A 22,091-nucleotide genomic window follows, 5' to 3' on the forward strand; every position below is an offset into this window, starting at 1 on the left:
CTGGTGATTGAGGTCACACCGATTTGTGGTAGATTGTCGACAGTAGAACAAGCGCGACGCATCCCGTCGCCTTCTTCCACGACAACCGAACCTCGTCTCGGCACATCCCCCGCCGAGATACCCGCGACAGAGACCAGCGAGGTCACGATGGCCATAACCCCGGAAGAGCCCCCGGTGTCCACCCAACCGCCCACCGAGCCCGAACGTCCGCTCCTCGACTCCGGGGCGGACACCGATTCCGCATACCTGGAGAAGCTCGGCTACAAGCAGGAACTCAACCGAACGCTGGGACTGTTCTCCGCCTTCGGAGTCCAGTTCACCTCGATCGCGATCGCCTCCGGAATCTTCACGACCCTGATCGTCGGATTCGGATTCTTCGGGCCCGCGTCGTTCTGGTCGTTCCTCGTCGGCGGCGGCCTGCAGGTGTTCACCGTGGGACTCGCGGTCGCGCAGCTGGTCTCCGCCTACCCGCTGGCAGGCGGCGTGTACCAGATCACCGGGCGGATCACCGGAAAGCCGTGGCTCGCCTGGCAAACCGGATGGTGGCTGCTGATCGCCCACACCGTCGCCGTCACCACCGTCGCCGTGAGCATCGCCCCCTTCGTCGCCGGCTGGTTCGGCGTCACGTTCGAGGACAACACCGACGCACTCCCCTGGGCGCTCGGCCTGATCGTGCTCGGCACCGTCATCAACATCGCCGGAGTCAAGGTCGCTGCCGTACTCAACAACATCGGTGTGGTGGCGGAAGTACTCTGCGTCGTCGCACTGGTGGCGGTACTACTGATCGTGAAGCATCCGACCCAGCCGCTGTCGTTCCTGAGCGAGTCCGGTGGAACGACCACCGGCGGCAACTGGTTCGTACCTTTCCTTCTCGCGATGATCCTTCCCGCATATGCGATCTCGTCGTTCGACGCGACCGGAAACGCCTCCGAGGAAACCAAGGACGCCGCCCGCAAGGCGCCGATGGCGTCGGTGATGGCCAACGTCTCCTCCTACGTCGTCGGCATCTTCATGGTCGCGTTGATCATGCTCGCCATCCAGGACCTCCCCGCGGTCATGGAGAGCACCACCCCGGTCAAGCTGATCCTCGACACCGCGGTCGGCACCGCATTCGCGAACATCTTCGAAGCCGTCGCGATCGTCGCCCTGTTCGCCGCTCTGGTCATGCTGCAGCTCACCGGCATTCGCGTCCTGTGGTCGCAGGCACGCGACGGCCAGATCCCGGCGGCCTCCTGGCTGCGCAAGGTCAGTGCCCAGCGGATCCCGATCAACGCGACCCTCACGATCTTCGCGATCTCCGTGGTGTTCGCACTGTGGTCCTCGCTGCTGTCCGTGCTCGCAGCGATGACGGCACTCGCCTGGGGAATGGCCTACGGTGTCGTGGTCGTCGTCGGCTTCTACGGACTCGTCAAGCGCAAGTTGCCGTCCCACCCGTGGCACTACGGCATCGTCAGCCCGGTCATCTTCGTCCTGGCGATCGCGTGGTCGGTCGTGCTCTGCGCACTCCTGATCTACTCCGACCCCACCCACGTCGGCCTCGGCATGCTGCTGGTCATCGCGTCGGGCGCCGTCATCTACATGATGATCCCCAAGAGCAGGCGCGGTAAGTCCATCGACACCCAGGCCGGACACCTCTGACAATCCACTCCCCCGAGAACCGATCCACCTTCGAAAGGAACTTCATGTCATCCACGCTTCGTTCCGTCACCAACATCATCGACGGCAAGGCCGTGGCAGGATCCTCCGAGCAGGTGCGACAGGTCCGCAACCCGTCCACCGGCGAGGTCGTCGCCGAACTCCGGGAATCGACCGTCGAGGACGGCTACCGCGCCGTCGATGCAGCCCGCGCGGCCTTCCCTGCCTGGGCCGCGAAGACGCCCGGCGAACGCTCGCAGATTCTGCACGACCTCGCCAACCTCCTCGAGACGAACCTGGACGAACTCGCCGACCTCGAGACCCTCGATGCCGGCAAGCCGACGACGGCGGCGAAAGGTGACGAGCTTCCCGGCATCGTCGCGGCGTTCCGGCACTTCGCCGGCGCGGGGCGGGCATTGTCCGCCCAGGCCGCCGGTGAATTCACCGCCGGCAACACCAGCTTCGTCCGGCGCGAACCCCTGGGCGTCGTACTCGGTATCACGCCGTGGAATTTCCCTCTCTGGCAGGCGATCTGGAAGCTGGCACCCGCACTGGTCGCCGGCAACACCGTGGTCGTCAAGCCGGCCGAGCTGACCCCGCTGGCCACGACCCGGTTCGCGGAGCTCGCGCAGCAGCTGCTGCCCCCGGGTGTTCTCAATGTCGTGCACGGCAAGGGCAGTGTGGTCGGAGACGCTCTCGTTCGTCACCCCGACGTCAACCTCGTGTCCTTCACCGGTTCGACGTCGGCCGGACAGCGGATCGCCGAAGCTGCGGGTGCCACACCCAAACGGCTGGTGCTGGAGCTGGGCGGGAACGCTCCCGTCGTCGTCTACGACGACGTCGACCTCGAGGCCGCACTCCCGATCCTCACCAACGGCATCCTGTTCAACGCCGGCCAGGAGTGCATGTCGGCAACCCGGCTGCTGGTGAGCGAGACCATCCACGACACGTTCGTCGCGGCGTTGGCCGACAGCCTGAGGGCGGCCCGGATCGGTGATGCGGCCGACAGTTCGACGGTTCTCGGACCTCTCATCTCGGAGGGCCAGCGGGCCCGCGTCGCAGAGCTCGTCGACGGCAGGCCCGACCACGCACGGGTCGTGACCGGCGGCAGGATCGTCGACGGCCCCGGCTACTTCTACGAGCCCACCCTCATCGACGGCCTGCAGCAGGACGATCGGCTGGTGCAGGAAGAGATCTTCGGCCCGGTGGCGACGGTCCAGACGTTCACCGACGAGGCGGACGCGCTGGAGAAGGCGAATGCGGTCGAGCAGGGTCTCGCCGCGTCCGTCTGGACCCGCGACATCGGTCGTGCGCTGCGGAACGTCAACGCGATCGAGTCCGGGGTCGTGTGGGTCAACAACCACATGGCGGTCGGCCCGGAAGGACCGCTCGGCGGCTTCAAGGGCTCGGGCTACGGCAAAGAGGGCGGCGCGGCCGGTCTCGAGGAATTCACCCGGGTCAAGCACGTCATCGTGAGCCTGTCGTGACGGCGCCGAGCCGCCACGACACCGCGTGGGGCACGTGGGAGCCGGAAGACGCGGTCGGACGGGCCATCCGACGGATCGACCTGCGCAGCGGTACGGCCTCGCCCTGGGCGCACGCCACCATGGTCGTGCCGTCGCGCGGGCGCGAGTGCTGGTTGGTGACGCTGTGGGACGGCAACGTCGACGTGTGGCGGGTCGACGACACGACTGCGAGATACGAGTTCGATTCTCGCACTCGGACCGGCTAGATCCGGTCCACCCCTCCGATTCGAAAGGAAAAGCTGTGACAGTCCTTGCCATCGACCAGGGCACGTCCGGCACGAAGGCGGTCGTCGTCTCCGAGGACGGCGACGTCCTCGCGATCGCCGAAACACCGGTCCGTCCGGCATATCTCGCCGCCGGTGGCGTGGAGCAGGACCCGATGGAACTGCTGGGCTCGGTCCTCGAAGCGGGACGGAGCGCGGTCGCGAAGGCCGGTGTGCCCGTGTCCGCAGTCTCGCTCGCCAATCAGGGTGAGACCGTCCTGGTGTGGGACCCGGACACCGGCCGCCCGCTCAGCCAGGCCGTGGTGTGGCAGGACCGCCGGTCGGACCAGCTGTGCCGCGACAAGTCCGAGTCCAAGGCATGGGTCGAACAGCGGACGGGCCTCGTGCTGGATCCGTACTTCTCGGCGCCGAAGATGCAGTGGTTGCGGCAGAACGCCACCGCATCGGGTGTGGTCACCACGACGGACAGCTGGATCGTGCACTACCTGACCGGGGAGTTCGTCACGGATTCCGCCACTGCCAGCCGCTCGCTCCTCACCGATCTCGACACGGTCGCGTGGGATCCGCAGCTCCTCGATCTGTTCGCGCTCTCCGCCGAACGGATGCCTGCCATCGTCGCCAACGACGTCGTCGTGGGAACCACCGATGTCTTCGGATCCGACGCTGCCGTGGGAGGTCTCGTCGTCGATCAGCAGGCGGCCCTCCTTGCGGAGCGGTGCTTCGACGCGGGCACTGCCAAGTGCACGTTCGGCACCGGGGCGTTCCTGCTCGCCAACACCGGCACGCTCCCGGTCCGGTCGGCCGCCGGGTTGGCGTCCTGTGTCGCGTGGAGCGTGCGCGGAAAGACGTCGTACTGCGTCGACGGCCAGGCCTACACCGCCGCCTCCGCCATCCGGTGGATCCAGGACCTCGGCTTGATCGAGTCGGCGCGCGACCTCGACAGTGTGGCCGCGCACGATTCCGGTGGAACGTATTTCGTGCCCGCACTGGCCGGTCTCGCCGCACCGTGGTGGCGGCCGGACGCGACGGCGTCGTTCTCCGGGATGACGTTGTCCACCGATCGGTCTCAGTTGGTGGCCGCCGTCCTCGAGGGACTGGCGGCGCAAACAGCGGAGCTGGTGTCTGCCGTCGAAGGTGACCTGGGCGCTCCACTCACCCGGCTGCGGGTGGACGGCGGGCTCACCCGGTCCCGCCGCCTCATGCAGGCCACGGCCGATCTGATCCAGATCCCTCTCGACGTCTATCCGTCGTCCCACGCCACCGCGCTCGGTGCCGCGGCCTGCGCCCGATTGTCACTGAACCCCGACCTGTCCCTGGAGGACGCGGTAGCCGACTGGGAACCGGCCACCACCTACGAGCCGCGGTGGTCGGTCGACCGCGCGGCGGAATTCCGACACCACTGGCGGGCGGCCGCACGCGCGGCGCTGCCACAGGAGAAGAGCGATGACTGACACCCCTCCTCCCCCCGACTACGATTTCGTCGTGCTCGGTGCGGGCATCGTCGGCTCGGCGATCGCACGGGAGCTGGCCGGATACCCCCACACCGTGGCACTCGTCGAGGCGCGGGACGACGTGGGCGACGGGACGAGCAAGGCGAACACGGCGATCCTGCACACCGGATTCGACGCGAAGCCGGGCACGCTCGAATCCCGCATGGTGAGCCGCGGGTACACCCTGCTCTCCGAATACGCCCAGCAGACCGGGATTCCCGTCGAGCGGTCGGGCGCCATCCTCGTCGCGTGGAACGACGAGGAACTGGCCGCACTGCCGGGCCTGCGCGACAAGGCAGCCGACAACGGCTACACCCTCTGCGACATCATCGACGCCGACGAGGTGTACCGGCTCGTGCCTGCGCTCGGTGACGGCGCGCTCGGCGGGCTCACCGTCCCCGACGAGTCGATCATCTGCACCTGGACAACCAACCTCGCGCTGGCCACCGATGCCGTCGCCCGCGGAGTGACACTGCGGACGCGGACCCGCGCCGAGTCGGTGACCGTCCTGCCCGAGCGGACGATCCTGCACACGTCGAGCGGCGACATCAGCGCGCGATGGGTGATCAACGCCGCCGGGCTCGGAGCCGACTACGTCGACGGGGAATTCGGCTACGACCGATTCCACGTCACGCCGCGGCGCGGCGAACTGCTCGTCTTCGACAAGCTCGCGCGACCGCTGATCGACAAGATCGTGCTCCCCGTCCCGACGTCGCGCGGCAAGGGGGTTCTCGTCAGCCCGACGATCTACGGCAACGTGATGCTCGGCCCCACCGCGGAAGACCTCACCGACCGTTCCGCGACGGCGACGTCGGAAGCCGGCTTCGAATTCCTGCTGGGCAAGGGCGGCACGCTGATGCCCCGCCTACTCGAGGAGGAGGTCACCGCCACGTATGCCGGCCTCCGTGCCGCCACCGACCACGGCGACTACCTCGTCGAGGTCGACCACGATCAGCGTTACGTCCTGGTCGGCGGAATCCGCTCGACCGGGCTGACATCCGGAATGGCGGTGGCCGAGTACGTCGGCGAACTGCTCATTAAAGCAGGCGTTCTCGACAGCGCACGCACCGAATTGCCGCCGCCACCCCGGATGCCGAACATCGGCGAAGCATTCACTCGCCCGTATCAGGACGCCGAACTCATCGCGTGTGACAGCGAATACGGCAGAGTCGTCTGCTTCTGCGAGCGCGTCACGGCGGGCGAGATCCGCGACGCGTACCAGTCGCTGATCCCCCCGGCCGGACTCGAAGGGCTCCGTCGCCGCACCAGGGCGATGAACGGCCGGTGCCAGGGCTTCTTCTGCGGCGCCGAGGTCGGTTCGCTCGTCGATGCACATCGATGCCCCGCCGGTTCGCCCGAGGCGACCGAGACCCGGAAGGAAGCCGTCCGATGAGCGCTCCCGACACCTCACGCACCGTGGTGACCGCCGACGTCGCCATCGTCGGCGCAGGTCCCGCCGGATTGGCTGCGGCCGCGCAACTCGGAAACGCCCACGGGCGCCAGGCCCTCGTCCTGGACCGCGAGCACCGTGCGGGTGGGATCCCGCGGCACTGCGATCACCCCGGCTACGGCATCCGCGACATGCACACGTTCATCGGCGGCCCGGCCTACGCCGAACGCCTGGTGCGGCAGGCGAAGTCCGCGGGCGCCGACATCATGACGAACGCGATGGTGACGGCGGTGCATCCCGACGGCGCCCTCGACGTCACCTCACCGGCGGGTCTCCTCCGCATCGAGTCCCGGGCGCTCGTCCTGGCCACCGGTGCCCGCGAGCGTGCCCGTCCGGCCCGCATGATTCCCGGCGACAGACCGTCCGGGGTCTACACCACCGGACAGCTGCAGAACATCGTGCACCTGCACCACGGACGGGTCGGAAGACGCGCGGTGGTCGTCGGCGGCGAACTGGTGAGCTGGTCCGCCGTCATGACGCTGAAACACGCCGGGTGCAGGACCGTGCTCATGACGACGCAGTACCCGTCGCCGGAGTCCTACGCCGCCTTCACCATTCCCGGTAAGGCGCTGTTCCGGCTCCCGATCGCCACCCGCACCCGCGTCGTGCGGATCATCGGTCGCGGGAATCTGGAGGCGGTCGAGATCGAGAACCTCGACACCGGCGCACGCGAGATCGTCGAATGCGACACCGTCGTCTTCACCGGCGACTGGATCCCGGACCACGAACTCGCGCGCACGGCGGGTATCGCCCTCGACCCCGGAACGAAGGGGCCGCTGGTCGACGCCGCTCTGCGCACCAGCCGGCCGGGCGTCTTCGCCGCGGGCAACGTGCTGCACCCCGTCGACACCGCCGACATCGCGGCCCTCGACGGCACGTTCGCCGCCGATCGGGTCGCGGCGTTCCTCGACGCCGGCGAAGTGATCGACCCGGGTGCGGCCGCGGTGCGCATCCTCGCGGCGCCGCCGTTCCGCTGGGTGTCCCCGGGACTGCTCCGGGCAGGCGATCCCGCCCCACCACGCCGGCGCCTGCTGCTGTGGACCGAACAGCTGGTCCGATTCCCGAAGGTGACTATCTCGCAGCGGGGTCGCGTCGTCGCAACCACGCTGCTGCCGTGGGCAGCCTCACCGGGACGGGTCTTCCGGGTGCCGTGGTCGATCATGGATGCCGTCGACCCGGCGCTGGGACCCGTGACCGTCGGGCTGGCCAACGCGCCTCGGCCGGACGCCACCCGCAACGCGGTCGGGGAATTCATCCCCTCACGCTGCAGCTGAGCACACATCACCGAAACTCGTTCGGCACCACCCGGATTGTCGACAATCAACAACGATCGATCGGAAGACACATGACGGAAGTACAGGGCGGTTTGCACGGCCCCGAGATGCGGCGGGCCATCACGGCCGCCGCGATCGGAAACTTCATCACCTGGTTCGACTTCGCGGCATACGGATTCCTCGCCGTCCTGCTCGGCCAGATCTTCTTCCCCTCCGAGAATCCGGCGACGAGCCTGCTGGCGACGTTCGCCGCGTTCGGAGTCGCGTTCCTGATGAATCCGATCGGCGGCTTCGTCTTCGGCCGGCTCGGAGACAAGGTCGGCCGCAAGAAGATCCTTGCGACAGTGATCATTCTGATGTCGCTGTCGACCTTCGCGGTCGGCCTGCTGCCGGGATACGCCACCATCGGCCTCGCGGCCCCGGCACTGCTGGTGACACTGCGGATCATCCAGGGCTTCGCCGCCGGCGGCGAACCCGGCGGCGCGGCGACGTTCCTCGTCGAATCCGCGAAACGCGGCAGGCGGGCGCGCACCGTCAGCTTCTGGCACTGCTCGAGCTACCTGGCCAACGCGGCGGCGTCGGTTCTCATCCTCGGCCTCAACGCCGCACTGAGCGAAACGGCGATGTTCGAATGGGGCTGGCGAATCCCCTTCCTCATCGCGGGACCGCTCGGGCTGGTCGGTCTCTACATTCGCCTGAAGCTCAGCGACACAGCGGAATTCGAACGACTTCAGTCGTCGGGTGAAGTCAGCGAGTCCCCGGTCAAGGACGCCCTCGCGACCAGTCGCAGGCAGATCGTGCAGGTGGTCGGTTGCATTGCGCTGCAGGCCGCGGCCTTCTACTTCATCTTCGTCTACATGGAGACGTATCTGCAGTCGGAGGTGGGATTCTCGTTCGGCCTGGCCTCCGCGTCGACGGTCACGTGCCTGTGCTCGGCGGCGGTCGCCATCTTCGTGTTCGCCCGCTTCTCCGACCACTACGGTCGCAAACCGGTGATCATCCTCGGCGCCGTCTCGAGCACGCTGATCGTCTATCCCGCGTTCATGGTGTTCGCGACGGGGAATGTCCCCGCAATCGTCGTTGCGCACGCCGCGATGGGGATCTGCCTCGCCATGTTCATGTCCGCGTCCGGCGCAGCGATGGTGGAGATCTTCCCGAGTCGTGTTCGGTACGCAGGATTCTCGATCGGATTCAACATCTCGGTCGCAGTCTTCGGCGGCACCGCGCCGTATGTGGCGACGTATCTGATCGCGGCAACCGGCAGTCCGTTGTCGCCTTCGGTCATCCTGATCGTGACGGGCGTGATGGCCATCGTGGCGGCGGCAACGCTCCACGAAACGGCAGGCCGGAAAGTCGATGCGAGGGTGGAGGCGGAACCCCTCCACCGCGATCCCATCACCGTCGGCGAATAGCGGCCGAAGAACCCCGGCCGATCCCTTGACACCACCGGGGATCGACCTTAGATTTGACATCGTTCTCTTGTCGACAATCGCCAATTTAACAATTGTCGAAGGCCAGAGCGAGTTCCCGGAAGTTCACCAGTCGAGGACCCCACAACGGGCATCGACCACCACCACCGAACAGGACACGACATGACCAAGAAGCTGGGTGGCATCCTCGCCGCCGTCTCCACTCCCTTCGCCCAGGACGGCTCCGTCGACGAAGGCGCACTGCGCAACCACGTCGACTTCCTGATCGAGAACGGACTGCACGGCCTGGTCCCCGGCGGCAGCACCGGAGAGTTCGCAGCCCTCACGCTCGACGAACGCAAGCTCGTCAACACGGTCGTCATCGACCAGGCCGCCGGTCGCGTGCCCGTCGCACCCCAGACCGGTTCCACCCGCACGGCGGAGGCCATCGAACTGTCCCGGCACGCAGCCGACGCAGGCGCCGACGCCGTCCTGCTGGTGCAGCCCTTCTACGAGGCCCCCACGCGCCACGAGGTCATCGAGTATTTCGCCACCGTCGGCGAAGCGGCGAACATCCCGGTGATCGCGTACAACCTGCCCGGTGTCACGGGAATGAACCTCGACCGCCCGTTCTACCGTGAACTGCTCGAACGCACGGACGCCGTCAAGTACATCAAGGACACGTCCGGGTCGATCGAGCAGGCCTTCGACCTCATCTTCAACCTCGGCGACGCCATCGACACCTTCGTCGGCTGGGACACGATCGTGCTGCCCGCCTTCTCCGCCGGTGCCGCCGGTTCCATCTGGGGTGCGCCCAACTTCGCCCCCAAGGAGTGCGTCGCGATCTACGAACTCGCCAAGGCCGGCAAGTACACCGAGGCCCTCGAAATCTTCAAGCGGCTGTGGAACGTCCTCGACTTCCTCGGTAAGGAGGGCTACGCCGTGGCCACCAAGGCTGCCGCCCAGGCCGTCGGCGTGGACCTCGGAGTGCCCCGCGCACCGTACGGTGAGCTGCCTGCGGACAAGAAGGAAGAGCTCACCAAGCTCATCGCCGAGACCGGACTCACCTACGCCGGCAGCTAGGGCGTGTGTCCCAGACCGCGCGCGTTCATCACGGAGTGACCCTTCCCCGACACGTGCGCAGAGGCCGGCAGCAATCACCCCCGCTGCCGGCCTCGCCTCTCGCCGGCAGGCGAGGAGGAGTTCAGCCCTGGCAGGGTAGAACCAGGCCACCGCAACGCAGACGAATACACGGAGGAAGATCGTGCGCTGGAGTCGAGTAGTCAACGTAGTGAAGTGTCACGTCGGGGGCGAGATCAACAACGTCGTCACCGGCGGAATCGGCGACGTCCCCGGCGCCACGGTCTTCGAGAAGATGAAGCACTTCCGCGAGCATCGCGACGACCTCCGTCAGCTTCTGCTCCACGAGCCGCGGGGCTCGGTGACCCAGTGCGTCAACTTCGTCGTCCCGGCGACGGACCCCGAGGCCCAGATGGGCTACGTCATCGCCGAGTCCACGGAATACCCGGCCATGTCGGGGAGCAACACCATGTGTGTCGCCACCGCACTGCTCGAGACCGGCATGATTCCCATGGTCGAACCGGTCACCGACATCGTGCTGGAAGCACCCGCCGGACTCATCCGCATTCGCTGCACCTGCGAGAACGGCAAGGTGACGAGCGTCGAGTTCGAGAACCAGCCCGCGTTCGCCTACGAGGTCGGGGTGCCGCTCGAACTCGACGGCTACGGCACCCTCACCGTCGACGTGGCGTGGGGCGGCATGGCCTACGTGCTCGCAGACGCCGACCAACTCGGATTGAAGTTGCAACCCGACGAGGCGCGCGAGATCTGCGACCTCGGACAGAAGCTCAAGACCGCCGCCGCCGAGCAGATCCCCGCGGTGCACCCGACCAATCCGGAGTTCGCCGGAATCACCCAGACCGAGTTCGTCGGCCCGCTCTCCCGCACCGACGGGGTACTGACCGCCCGGAATGCCGTGGTGGTCTCCCCCGGCCGGCTCGACCGCTCGCCCTGCGGCACCGGCACGTCCGCTCGACTGGCGGTGCTGAAGGCGAAGGGCCTCATCGAGGTCGGGGAGAAGTTCGTGCACGAATCGGTGATCGGCAGTCGCTTCGAGAGCCGGATCGACAGACTGACGAAGGTCGGAACGTACGACGCCGTGGTTCCCCGCGTCAGCGGCCAGGCGTACATCACCGAACTCAGTCAGGTCGGGCTCGACCCCGCCGACCCGTTCCCCACCGGCTACACCCTGTCCGACACCTGGCCGACCGCCACCTGACACGTGAGTGGCAAAGTGTGCCCGGGCACGCATTGCCACTCACGTGGGGATCAGCGGCTTGACGTCGCGACCGAGGAACTCGACGAAGCCCAGCAGGTCCGGTTCGTCCTCGGTCGGTGCGAACGCCACCGACGTCGCACCCAGCCGGGCGAGCCTTCGCACCTCCGCGGCAACGGTGCCCGCATCGCCCGCGACCCCGATACCCCTGTCGGCCGGCTTCCCCCACCGCGCCACTTCCGCGTCCACCCGTTGCTGCGCACCGTCACCGGTGGCGGCGATCTTCGGCACGATCACCCGCTGCGCGGCGGCACCGTCGGCTCCGATTTCGTCCAGGATCAGGTCGCGGGTTCTCCGGATGTCGTCGTCGGCGACCGCGGAGGTGACGAGGTTGCCGTCACCCAGTCGTGCCGCCAGGCGAATCGACTTGGGGCCCTCGCCGCCCAGCATCAGCGGAACCCGCTCCACGGGAGGCCAGTCGAGTTTCACGTCGTCGAGCCGGACATACCGGCCGTCCGTGCTCACCGACTCACCGTCCAACAGCGCCCGGAGCGCCACCGTGTACTCCTCGAGGAGCGTCATCGGCGACGCCGCCCGGGCACCCACCTGCTCCATCCATCCCTGCACTCCGTGTCCGATACCCGCGATCACTCGACCGGGAAACAACCGAGCGAGCGTGGCGATCTCCATCGCGGTGAGCGCGACGTTGCGCAGCGGGACGGGCATCAACCCGACACCGACGTGGATTCGCTCCGTCCACGCGAGCGCTGCGGCCGCCGAAGCCACGCCGCTCTCCTTGAAACAGTCTTCCCACAACCAGATCTCGTCGAGGCCACTGTCCTCGGCGGCCCGTGCGAAGTCCTTCAACCGCTCGGGTTCGATCGTCGGGATGAACGTCACGCCCAGTCGCGGCACCGCACTCGTCATCGATCCATCATGCGGGATAACGCCCGGCCGTTGCGGAGCATCGTCACATTTCGCGCGGCGGCGCGGTGCTGGCGCGGACGACCAGCGACGTCTTCATCAACGACCGTGTGCGGGTGCCGCCGCCCAGGCGATCGAGCAGGATCGTCGCGGCCGCGCGGCCCTTCTCGACGATCGGCTGATGAATTGTGCTGAGACCGAGAAGTTCTGCCACGGGTGCGTCGTCGAACCCGATGATGGACATGTCGCCGGGCACCGTCAGGCCGCGCTCGCGTAGTACCTGCCACGCCGCCACCGCGTGCACATCGGACGTCGCCACCAGGGCGGTCGGCCGAGCGGCGTCGAGCAGGATCCGGGTGGCCTCGTCGCCGGCGGCGCGGTCGATGTTGCCCGCCACGACGATCGACAGTTCCTCCACCGGGAGGTGGTGGTCCCGGGCCGCGGCGAAGTAGCCGGCGAGGCGCTCCCGCGCGTTGCGTTCGGTCGCCGCGCCGACGTCGTCTGCCGTGACCATCCGGCAGTCCGAATCCTGGCCGAGCTTGTCGACGATGATCCCGATGCGTCGATGGCCCAGGCTCAGGATGTGGTCCATCTGCAGGTAGGCGCCGTGCCGGTCGTCGATGGCCACGAACGGTAGTCCCGCGCTTCGCGGCGAATCGACCACGACGGCCGGGATACCGCGCGCGATGATCGCCTCGACCAGAGGATGACCGTCGGGGACGTTGTGGATGACCACCCCGTCCACGAGCCCCCGGAGAACCAGCGAGTTCGGTGGTGAATCCGGGGATCCACCGCGTGAGGCCGGAAACAGGGTGAGGGCGATGTCGGCCGAGTTCCCGATCTCCGCGATGCCCTTCATCAGCAGGGTCACGGACGGATCCTCGAGCGCCTGCACCGGGGAGTCGGGCACGATCACGCCGACCGCGCCGATCCGCCCCGACCGCAGACTGCTCCCTGCGATGTTCGGGCCGGCGTAGCCGAGTTCCGCGGCGACGGAGTAGATGCGTTCCCGTTGTGTCGCAGAGACCTTCGACGATTTACTGAAGGCGTAGGAGACGGTGGCGACCGATACTCCGGCCGCTCGGGCGACGTCCTTCATCGTGACCAAGTCGAACTCCCTCGTCGGCGATCATCGGCCACAACCGGCGCGCACCGCAGCGCACACATGGCGGGACCGATCCTAGCCCGCGTCCCTGCGCGCTCGACTCTCCCCTCGAATTCCCCCATTGACAGACCTCCGCTCGGTGATACGATTCACCACCATAAGTTAATCGTTTCACCATTCCGGTTTCACCATCCATGGGAGCACTCATGACCAAGGTCCTCTACCTCTACGGCGGCTGGCCCGGCCACCATCCGTACGACATCGCCGCATGGGCACGCGAACTGTTTTCCGAGCTGAACTACCAGGTCGAGGAGTCGCAGGACATCTTCACCCTCGATCGCGACCTGACCGGGTACGACCTGATCGTGCTCGGCTGGAACAACGCGCTCACCACCGAAGACCTGAGCGATTCGCAGGAGAAGAACCTGCTCGACGCCGTCGCGGCCGGAACCGGGGTCGCGGCGTGGCACGGCGCCGCCGCCGCGTTCCGGGCGAGCCTCAAGTACCACTTCCTTCTCGGCGGCGACTTCGTCGAACATCCTGCGGGAGAGGCTTTCCCGCAGCCGTACAAGGTGAGCATCACCGACCGCGAGCACGAGGTGACCGCGGGTGTCGAGGACTTCGCCGTGGCGTCCGAGCAGTACTACATGCACGTCGACCCGAACAACCGGGTACTCGCGGAGACCGAGTTCAGCGGCGAGCACCTGCCCTGGCTGGAGGGCCTCCACAGCCCGGTGGCGTGGGTGCGCCAGTTGGGCGCCGGCCGGGTCTTCTACCACTCGATCGGCCACACGCCGGCAGACCTGTCGGAGCCGAACGTGCGCCGACTGACCAAGCAGGGACTGCGCTACGCCGCCCGCGTAGCGAACTGACACAGCAAGGAGAAACGATCATGGCGAAATTGACCGGCGGGCAGGTGGTCGCCCAGGTCCTGAAGCAGTATGGCGTCGAGTACGTCACCGGCATTCCGGGCCACGGCATCTGGTCGCTCACCGATGCGTTCCTGGAGAAGGGGTCCGAGATCCCGTTCATCCAGGTCTACCACGAGCAGAGCGCCACCCACCTCGCGGACGGGTACTACCGGGTGTCCGGGAAGCCGATGGCCGCGGTGGCGTCGATCGGGGCGGGAGCGGCGAACACCGTGCTCGGTCTCGCGACCGCGTACAGCGACTCGACGAGCCTGCTGTGCATCACCGGCGGGCCGCCCACCCACATGCGTGGGCGCGGCCTGCTCCAGGAACTCGAGCGGCACACCGACAACGGCTTTCCGCAGGTCACCGACGCGGTGTCGAAGCGCAGCTGGGTCGCCACCCGCGTGGAGGAACTGCCGTTCATCATGCACCGCGCGTTCAGCACCATGCTGACCGGTCGCCCGGGGCCGGCGCACATCGAGGTGCCGATGGACGTGCAGGCCGAGGCCGCCGACGTCTCCCTCCACGACCTCGCGCGACGGCTGCCGGTCGGACTCCAGCAGCCCGACCCGCTGGCGATCGACAAGGCCGTCGACGTGCTCCGTGACTCACGCCGGCCGGTGATCGTCGTCGGCGGCGGCGCCATCACGTCCGACTCGGCCGGCGAAGTGCTCGCCCTCGCCGAGGCGTGGCAGATCCCCGTGGTCACCACGTGGAACGGCAAGGGCGCGTTCCCCGAGGACCACGCGCTGTTCGCCGGCAGCGTCGGCCAGACCGGAACGATCGTGGGCAACGCCGTCGCCTCCCGCGCCGATGTGGTGATCTCCATCGGATGCCGGTTCACCGACTGGTCCTCCTCCAGCTACGCGCAGGGAGTGACGTTCTCGATTCCGCCCGCCAAACTCATCCACATCGACATCGATCCGCACGAGATCGGCAAGAACTACCCGGCCGAGGTCGGCATCGTCGCCGACGCCAAGCCGACCGTCGCCGCGATCGTCGCCTCCCTCCCCCGCAGCAGCGCCGACCGGTCCGAATACCTCGCCGAACTCGAGCAGCTGAAGGCGGAGTGGGAGGCCAAGCTCGCCGGCCGGCGCGATTCCGACCGCTTCCCGTTCACCTCGCAACGCCCTCTCGGCGGCCTGCGCTCGGTGATGGAGCGGGACGGCATCATCGTCGCCGGTTCCGGCAACACCCAGGGCGCCGTGAAACAGACGTTCCCGGTGTATCACCCGCGCACCCACCTGACGTCCGGCGGATTCTCGTCCATGGGCTGGGCCGTGCCCGCCGCGATCGGCGCCAAGCTCGCCGCCCCCGACCGGCAGGTGGCGTGTGTCGTCGGTGACGGCGACTTCCTCATGACGTCGCAGGAGATCGGTGTCTGCGTGCAGCACGACATTCCGGTGGTCTTCGTGGTCCAGGACAACGCGGGCTTCATGTCCATCCGCGGTGGGCAGCGCAAGCAGACCAGCCGGCACATCGGCACCGAGTTCAACCGCCCCGACGGCACCCCGTACAGTCCCGACTTCAAGGCGCTCGGCCAGTCCTTCGGACTCGAATCGTTCCGGGTGGACGACCCGGCCGACCTCGAGAGCACCTACCGGAAGGCCTTCGACTCGAAAGCGCCTGCGCTGATCGAGATCCCGACCGATCGCGATGCGGCCGGCCCCTGGGTTCCCGGCTGGTGGGACTTCCCCGTTCCCGCGTACATCGAGGACGAGCGTCAGGACGAGTACTGGGCGACGCGAGCCAAGGAACAGCACCTGTGAGAACGTCGGGACACGATCAGATCGACGCGTATTCACCACTGCGCGAAGGCGCGGTGGTCGATGTGGGCGACTCCGACACGGTCACCGCCGATGTCGTGGTCGTCGGATCCGGGATGGGTGGCTCGACACTGGCGTGGGCGCTCCGCGATCGGGACGTCGACGTCCTGGTCGTCGAGCGCGGGCGGTTCCTCCCCCGTGAGGTGGAGAACTCGCAGGCCGCGGAGATGTTCCTCGAGGGCCGGTACAAGACCGCGGAACCGTGGTTCGACGGCAGCAACGGAGAAGCGTTCCAGCCCGGCGTGTACTACTGGGTGGGAGGCAACACCAAGTTCTACGGCGGCAGCCTCCCCCGCTTCCGCGTCACGGATTTCGAGGAGACGCAGCACTACGACGGCATCTCACCGAAGTGGCCGTTCAGCTACGCCGATCTCGAACCGTTCTATGCCGAGGCGGAACGTCTCTACCAGGTGCACGGCATCGACGGCGAGGATCCGACGGAACCGCCGCGGTCGTCTCCGTTCCCGTTGCCGCCGCTGCCGCACGAGCCGACGATCGAACGTTTCGCATCCTCTCTCCGCCGGCAGGGCCTGCACCCCTTCCACACACCGAACGGCATGAACCTGACCACGCAGGAGCATCGCCGGCAGTCGACGGCGTCGGACGGCACCCCGTCGCAGACCGATCACAAGAGTGAGGCGGAGAACCGTGCGTTGCGGCCCGCGCTCGAGTCGGACCGGGTGCGCCTGCTCACCGAGGCAAAGGTGACGCGTCTGCTCACCGACGCGAAGGGCACGCGAATCGTCGCCGCGGAGGCCGAGTTCCGTGGTCGCACGATCCGGATCGCGGCCAACCAGTTCGTGGTCTCGGCGGGCGCGGTCAACACCGCGGCGCTGTTGCTCCGATCGGCCGACGAGCGGAATCCGGACGGCCTCGGCAACTCGTCGGGACTGCTGGGCCGGAACTACATGGTGCACAACAGCACGTTCTTCATGGGCGTCAACCCGTTCCGGACGAACACGACTGCATGGCAGAAGACACTGGGCATCAACGACTGGTACGTCGCGGGCCCGAGCAACGAGTACCCGCTCGGTAATCTGCAGATGCTCGGCAAGCTGCAGGCCGCGCACGTGAAGGGAGCGCGGCCCTGGGCCCCGATGTGGGCGCTGAAGGCGGTGGTGGATCGCAGCCTCGACATCTACCTCACCACCGAGGATCTGCCGACGCGGGACAACCGGGTCCGGGTCGACGGCGACCGGATCGTCGTCGACTGGACACCCAACAACACTGCGCCGCACAGTGAACTGGTTCGCCGCGTCTCCGCGGCGGTCCGCAAGGCGGGGTATCCGATCATCCTCACCGAGCGGATGGGGATCGCGACGAACTCGCACATGTGCGGAACCGCGGTCGCGGGTACCGATCCGGCGGCGAGCGTCCTCGACCCGAACTGCCGCAGTCACGACGTCGACAACCTGTGGGTCGTGGACGGATCGTTCTTCCCGTCGTCGGCGGCGCTCAATCCCGCGCTGACCATCGCGGCCAACGCGCTGCGCGTCGCACCCCACATCGCCTCTGCCGCAGTGTGATGTAGCCCGACCACGTGATCGCCCGGCCTCGTTCTCGGAGGCCGGGCGATCACGTCGTCATTTCGAGCAGATCTGTTCCTCGGCGAGTGGAACCTCGTCGGTCTCGCGGGCTTCTCCGGCTGCACTCGCCACCAGCCCGGCGAGGACGGCGCCGGCCAGGACGACGTAGAAGGCCTGCAGGAGTCCGAACTGCTCCCCGAGCAGCCCGAGAAGCGGCGGCCCGACCAGAAACGCCATGTACCCGAGCGTCGACACCGCGCTGACGCGTCGCGCCGCGTCGGCACCCGAGTCGGCTGCCGCGGACAGCGCCAGCGGAAACCCCAGGGCCACACCGACACCCCACAACGCGCAGCCGACCGCGGCGAGTATCAGATTCCCCGCCAGGATGACCGTCAGGATCCCCGCCACCGCAAGCGCCGCGGACCAGCGGACGGTCACGGAGCGGCCGTACCGGTCGACGACGCGGCCGCCGAGCAGTCGGCCCGACGTCATCGCGGCCACGAACACGACGTAGAACGCGGCACCGGTGGCCGAGCCGACGCCGTATCCGTCGACGATCCCGAGCGGGAGCCAGTCGTTGGCGCTTCCCTCCGCGAACGCCATGCCGAGCGCGATCAGGCCGAGGAGAACGATCCGGGTGTCCCGCCAGACCGTCAGGCCGCCTGATATCCCTGCCCGCCGGCGCGTGCGCGTGGCCTCGCGTCCGGTAGCCGGCGGTAGCAGTGCCACGACACTCCCGCTCGACACGAGGACCACGACGGCAAGCACCCCGAGATGCAGGGGCACCGGAATGTCGAACAGTTCGGCGATCGCCCCGAGGCCGGCGCCTGCGAGCGTTCCGAGACTGAACGCACCGTGCAGCGACGGCAGAAAGCTGCGTCCCATGCGCTTCTCGATCGCGGCACCCTCGACGTTGAGGGCCACCTCGCACATGCCGAAGCCCGCACCCGTGAATGCGAGTCCCAGACCGACCAGGGCAGCGATCGCGACACCCGAACCGAGACCCACCGTGAACAGGCCGAGGCTCGCGACGGCGGCCGCGGCCGTGATGACGTGACGGGCACCGATCCGCGCGACGACGGGACCGGCGAGCAGCAGTCCCGCCATCGATCCGATCGACAAACCGAGAATGATCAGACCCATGTCGCCCGTGCCGACTCCCAGGGACGAGCGAATGGCGGGGGTGCGGGTCACCCAGGACGCATAGGTGATCCCCGTTCCGACGAAGATGACGAAAGTTGCTGTTTTCCAGCCACGTTCACCGTGCTTCAACGTCGGACTCTCGGTAGGCACAGCTGTCTCCTCATTCGGGTCGGGAATGGTTAATCGTATCAACAGGGACCGACACGAAAGGCGGTCCGACACCTCGAAAGGTGCCGGACCGCAGTAACCGGAAGTGTGGACGACCTAGCCGGTCGCGACCTCGTGCCTGCTCGTCTCCGACGCCGGCTTGTGGTAGCGCGGCACCAGGCGCATCAGCGCGGGACCGCCGATCGCGATCAGCGCGAGAAGAATGGCCGGCAGAAGCGGCATCCATTCGATTCCGAGGTTGTCGACGACGACGGTGATCGCGGCCGGCCCGACCAGCATGCCCACGTAGCCGATTGCGTTGACCAGACCGATGTTCCGTCCCGCGTTCTCGGGATCGCGTCGCCCGGCCGCCGACAGCATGAGCGGCGCCATGCACGCCAGGCCGAGCCCCAGCAGCACGAAGCCGGTGAGCGCGAGTGGCGCCGAGCCGCCCAGCATCGCGAGAAGCGCACCGGCGGCACCGATGACACCGCTCGCGCCGACGATGAGTCGAGCACCGAAGTACTCGGCCAGCTTGTCGCCGAACAACCGGCCGACGAACTGAGCCCCCGAGTAGAGCGTGACAGCCGTCGCCGCCAGGCCTGCCGTGGTGCCGACCGCGCGGCGAACGAATTCCTGGCCCCAGTCCAGGACCGCGCCCTCGCTCAACATCGATCCGAGCAGGAGCACACCGAATCCGATCATCACGAGCAGCGTCGCCGTGGTGGCCGACCGCTTCCCCGGGTGCGCGGGATCGGCGGCGCCCGGAATCTCGTCCTGCTCCGGAGGCAGCAACTCGTCGAGGGAGAGAAGCCACTTGCCGAAGACGACACCGAGGACCGATAGGACCACGCCGATCGAGATGTAGGCGACGGCCGGACTGTCGGTGAAGTGCCGGGCCAGGGCGCTGCCGACGAGGCCGAGAACGAAGCCGCCCGCCGGGTAGGCGGCGTGGAACGCGGACATGATGGGTCGCCCGTAGTACCGCTCGACCTGCACACCGTGGGTGTTGAACGCCGTGTCGAAGGCACCGCGGAGCAGTCCGATGAGCACGCCGATCACCATCGCTCCGACCAGGCCGTCGAGGAAGGCGAGGGGGATGTAACAGAGGGGGTAGACGACCATCGTGGGCATGGCCGTGTTTCTCGGGCCGTACCGATCGATGAAGGGGCCGATGGCGAAGCAGCCGACGGCTGCGCCGATGCCGATCGACAGCGCGAGGAGGCCGAACTGGGAGTCGCCGCCGTCGCCTTCCCATCCGAGGTGACTACGCAACGAGGTGGTGCTCGTCGACCACATCAACATCACGGCGCCGAGCTGGAAGAAGCCGAAGAATGTTGCGATTCGCGCCTTTCGCACGCGTGTATGGTCGAGCACGGGAGCGGTGCCTGCTCCATGTGTTGCCATGATTTCGTCCTTGCGGTAGGTCTCGGACCGCCGCGGATGCCTACGGGGGTAGGCATCCGTTCAGCGAGTAGCGAGTGCGTGAACTTTCGATCAACGCCGACTGGATGGCCGGAATCTCGAAGAAAACATTACGAAGGTGACGCGCCGCACAACAGGTACAGAGCGTGTACCTCCTGCGCGCAGACTGCACAGAATGAGAAGCCGGCGTCGGCCGCGTCATGGTCGTCCACTCCGAATCATGGTCGCCCGCTCCGTCGAGCCACGACCGACGACCCCTCGAGCAGATCCAGTCCCTTCACCGCGAGCAGCAGGCTTTGGCGAGTGGCGGCGTCATCCAGGGATTTGCCCAGGATCGCGGCGATGCGGTCGAGCCGGTTGTACAAGGTCCGACGCTGGATGAAGAGTTTCTCCGCCGCTTCGGTCTTGCGGCCGTCGACGGAAAGGAATGCTCGCAGCGTCGGCAACAGCGGGGTCGTGGACTGCGCGTCCTTCGTGAGCAGTGGGCCGAGCTCGTCCTCGACGAAGCTGGCGAGCTCGGGACCCTGCGCCAATGTCACGAGCAGGCGTTCGACGCCGAGGTCGTCGAAATGCAGCACGGGTGAGGCAGGCAGGGAGCGCGACACCGCGGCGGCACTCTTCGCCTGCGTGACCGCGACCGGCAGCATCGATGCGGGCACCGCGCGGCTCATGCCACCGCCGTGCTCCATTTTCCCGAGCAGGCCCGCGAGTTCGGCGCGGGTCCGGCCGGACTCCGCCGCCACGGCGACGACGTAGTCGCCCATGTCGGCGCTGATCGCACCCGTGTCGATCTGACGGCCGGCGCGCGGACCGGACGACTCGTCTCGGGCGTCCTTGTTCGCGATGACGACGACGATCTGACCCGACCCCAGCTGGTATCCGAGTCTGCCTGCCTGGTCGACGAATTCGGCCCCGGAGAGATCGCCGATCAGCAGTCGCGTGATCAGTGCCGTGCTCCGCTGATCGTCCCTCGCTTCCCGGCTACGGTCGGTCAGCAACGAGATCGCGACGGCCGCGGCGGCACGCTCGGTCGCGAAGGCAGCGGTGGACCGTTCGGTCGCGGGCCGGTCGGTGAAGACGTGAATCCAGCCCCACGGCTGACCGCGCATCAGGACCGGCCTGCGGACGCATCCGCTGTCGTCGCTGTGGAGGCCCCGCGCGTGCCGGTCCCAGTCCTCGATGCCTACCTCCTCGTCGAACTCGCCGACGTACGCCATCACGCGATGCGCGATGTTCTCGAGCACCACCGTGCCGTCGGTGAGTTCGGCCAGCGTCTGCACGATCGAGAGGTAGTCGGCGCCGTCCAGGAGAAGGTTCGAGAACGTGGACTCGACTTCCCTCTCGTGCGTGAGCGCCTGCAGGCGCTTGTCGGTCAGGATCTCGTGCACCTGCGACGAGACACCGGCGAACGACACCTCGCGGGCGAGGGCGATGATCGGCAGGTCGCAGGCCTGCCCTTCGGCGACTACGGCATCCGGTACGCGGTCGAACATCCGTCCCGACTCCTCGATGACGAGAGCGGCAGCCCCGGCATGGGCGGCTGCGCGCACGAACACCCGCTGAAGAGCGTCCGTCCGGCCCATTCCGAGCCCGGCGGTCAGGAGTAATTCTCCACCCCGGAGGAAGCGGGCGATATCCGAGATCTCCGACGAATGCACCCAGCGGACCTCACGATCGAGGCTGCCCGATCCGGTCAGGACTCGGGCTCCCGCATCCTTCAGGAGATCGATGTCGAGAGCGTCGGCGACGGTGAAGACCATGCTCAATGGTACACAGAACG

General features: G+C 67.6%; 17 protein-coding genes. 12 read left to right on the forward strand and 5 right to left on the reverse strand.

Features of this window, described 5'->3' with window-relative positions:
* The first annotated feature begins 174 nt into the window (after positions 1-174).
* The 9 genes from WKC72_RS37900 (at position 175) to WKC72_RS37940 (ending at position 11,307) form a co-directional block, all read left to right on the forward strand.
* Positions 175-1,638: an APC family permease gene (locus WKC72_RS37900; protein ID WP_112301930.1), complete on the forward strand. Its 1,464-nt coding sequence runs from the start codon at positions 175-177 to the stop codon at positions 1,636-1,638.
* A gap of 44 nt (positions 1,639-1,682) precedes the next feature.
* Positions 1,683-3,122: an aldehyde dehydrogenase family protein gene (locus WKC72_RS37905; protein WP_370181327.1), complete on the forward strand. Its 1,440-nt coding sequence runs from the start codon at positions 1,683-1,685 to the stop codon at positions 3,120-3,122.
* On the forward strand, positions 3,119-3,367 hold the full coding sequence (locus tag WKC72_RS37910; protein ID WP_037241945.1) for a hypothetical protein: 249 nt from the start codon (positions 3,119-3,121) through the stop codon (positions 3,365-3,367). Before WKC72_RS37905 ends, WKC72_RS37910 begins: the two co-directional genes overlap by 4 nt.
* Positions 3,368-3,402: 35 nt before the next feature.
* Positions 3,403-4,836 (forward strand): FGGY family carbohydrate kinase, encoded by a 1,434-nt coding sequence (locus WKC72_RS37915; protein WP_370181328.1) that lies wholly within the window; start codon positions 3,403-3,405, stop codon positions 4,834-4,836.
* Complete coding sequence (locus WKC72_RS37920) at positions 4,829-6,268, forward strand: NAD(P)/FAD-dependent oxidoreductase (RefSeq protein WP_370181329.1); 1,440 nt, start codon at positions 4,829-4,831, stop codon at positions 6,266-6,268. The genes WKC72_RS37915 and WKC72_RS37920 overlap by 8 nt, the downstream gene beginning before the upstream one ends.
* Positions 6,265-7,599, forward strand: coding sequence for an NAD(P)/FAD-dependent oxidoreductase (locus WKC72_RS37925; protein ID WP_370181330.1), 1,335 nt, complete (start codon positions 6,265-6,267; stop codon positions 7,597-7,599). The genes WKC72_RS37920 and WKC72_RS37925 overlap by 4 nt, the downstream gene beginning before the upstream one ends.
* Before the next feature lie 71 nt (positions 7,600-7,670).
* The gene (locus WKC72_RS37930; protein WP_370181331.1) at positions 7,671-9,011 is read left to right on the forward strand and encodes an MFS transporter; all 1,341 of its coding nucleotides are present in this window, start codon (positions 7,671-7,673) and stop codon (positions 9,009-9,011) included.
* Between the two features lie 180 nt (positions 9,012-9,191).
* Entirely contained in the window at positions 9,192-10,091 is a 900-nt protein-coding gene (locus WKC72_RS37935) for a dihydrodipicolinate synthase family protein (RefSeq protein WP_370181332.1), read from the forward strand.
* 181 nt (positions 10,092-10,272) lie between these two features.
* Positions 10,273-11,307, forward strand: a complete 1,035-nt coding sequence (locus tag WKC72_RS37940) for a proline racemase family protein (RefSeq protein WP_037241965.1) — start codon at positions 10,273-10,275, stop codon at positions 11,305-11,307.
* Between the two features lie 39 nt (positions 11,308-11,346).
* Here WKC72_RS37940 and WKC72_RS37945 read toward each other — a convergent pair whose 3' ends face one another.
* Together WKC72_RS37945 and WKC72_RS37950 are read right to left on the reverse strand one after the other, a co-directional pair.
* Positions 11,347-12,231 carry an LLM class flavin-dependent oxidoreductase gene (locus tag WKC72_RS37945; protein ID WP_370181333.1) on the reverse strand — a complete coding sequence of 295 codons (885 nt, stop codon included), beginning with the start codon at positions 12,229-12,231 and terminating at the stop codon, positions 11,347-11,349.
* 43 nt (positions 12,232-12,274) lie between these two features.
* Positions 12,275-13,336, reverse strand: coding sequence for a LacI family DNA-binding transcriptional regulator (locus WKC72_RS37950; protein ID WP_112301937.1), 1,062 nt, complete (start codon positions 13,334-13,336; stop codon positions 12,275-12,277).
* 203 nt (positions 13,337-13,539) lie between these two features.
* Here WKC72_RS37950 and WKC72_RS37955 point away from each other — a divergent pair, with 203 nt between their 5' ends.
* From WKC72_RS37955 to WKC72_RS37965, 3 genes are read left to right on the forward strand one after another with little or no spacing between them, the layout of a single operon-like run.
* Positions 13,540-14,205: a ThuA domain-containing protein gene (locus tag WKC72_RS37955; RefSeq protein WP_370181334.1), complete on the forward strand. Its 666-nt coding sequence runs from the start codon at positions 13,540-13,542 to the stop codon at positions 14,203-14,205.
* 20 nt (positions 14,206-14,225) lie between these two features.
* A complete protein-coding gene (locus tag WKC72_RS37960) occupies positions 14,226-16,013 on the forward strand; it encodes a thiamine pyrophosphate-binding protein (protein WP_112301938.1) in 1,788 nt (595 codons plus the stop codon).
* Positions 16,010-17,596, forward strand: a complete 1,587-nt coding sequence (locus WKC72_RS37965; protein ID WP_370181335.1) for a GMC oxidoreductase — start codon at positions 16,010-16,012, stop codon at positions 17,594-17,596. Before WKC72_RS37960 ends, WKC72_RS37965 begins: the two co-directional genes overlap by 4 nt.
* A gap of 57 nt (positions 17,597-17,653) precedes the next feature.
* Here the strand turns inward: WKC72_RS37965 and WKC72_RS37970 are convergent, their stop codons facing one another.
* The 3 genes from WKC72_RS37970 to WKC72_RS37980 form a co-directional block, all read right to left on the reverse strand.
* Positions 17,654-18,889: an MFS transporter gene (locus tag WKC72_RS37970; protein ID WP_370181336.1), complete on the reverse strand. Its 1,236-nt coding sequence runs from the start codon at positions 18,887-18,889 to the stop codon at positions 17,654-17,656.
* Between the two features lie 114 nt (positions 18,890-19,003).
* The gene (locus tag WKC72_RS37975) at positions 19,004-20,293 is read right to left on the reverse strand and encodes an MFS transporter (RefSeq protein WP_112301941.1); all 1,290 of its coding nucleotides are present in this window, start codon (positions 20,291-20,293) and stop codon (positions 19,004-19,006) included.
* Positions 20,294-20,529: 236 nt separating this feature from the next.
* A complete protein-coding gene (locus WKC72_RS37980) occupies positions 20,530-22,071 on the reverse strand; it encodes a PucR family transcriptional regulator (protein ID WP_370181338.1) in 1,542 nt (513 codons plus the stop codon).
* Positions 22,072-22,091: the final 20 nt, after the last annotated feature.

The organism is Rhodococcus wratislaviensis (assembly GCF_041228765.1).
In the GTDB taxonomy this organism is placed as follows: Bacteria; Actinomycetota; Actinomycetes; order Mycobacteriales; family Mycobacteriaceae; genus Rhodococcus_F; species Rhodococcus_F wratislaviensis.

Coding starts and splice junctions, on each gene's coding strand:
- WKC72_RS37905 (WP_370181327.1), top strand. CDS start 1,683: ATGTCATCCACGCTTCGTTCCGTCACCAACATCATCGACGGCAAGGCC.
- WKC72_RS37920 (WP_370181329.1), top strand. CDS start 4,829: ATGACTGACACCCCTCCTCCCCCCGACTACGATTTCGTCGTGCTCGGT.
- WKC72_RS37925 (WP_370181330.1), top strand. CDS start 6,265: ATGAGCGCTCCCGACACCTCACGCACCGTGGTGACCGCCGACGTCGCC.
- WKC72_RS37930 (WP_370181331.1), top strand. CDS start 7,671: ATGACGGAAGTACAGGGCGGTTTGCACGGCCCCGAGATGCGGCGGGCC.
- WKC72_RS37935 (WP_370181332.1), top strand. CDS start 9,192: ATGACCAAGAAGCTGGGTGGCATCCTCGCCGCCGTCTCCACTCCCTTC.
- WKC72_RS37945 (WP_370181333.1), bottom strand. CDS start 12,231: ATGACGAGTGCGGTGCCGCGACTGGGCGTGACGTTCATCCCGACGATC.
- WKC72_RS37955 (WP_370181334.1), top strand. CDS start 13,540: ATGACCAAGGTCCTCTACCTCTACGGCGGCTGGCCCGGCCACCATCCG.
- WKC72_RS37960 (WP_112301938.1), top strand. CDS start 14,226: ATGGCGAAATTGACCGGCGGGCAGGTGGTCGCCCAGGTCCTGAAGCAG.
- WKC72_RS37975 (WP_112301941.1), bottom strand. CDS start 20,293: ATGGCAACACATGGAGCAGGCACCGCTCCCGTGCTCGACCATACACGC.
- WKC72_RS37980 (WP_370181338.1), bottom strand. CDS start 22,071: ATGGTCTTCACCGTCGCCGACGCTCTCGACATCGATCTCCTGAAGGAT.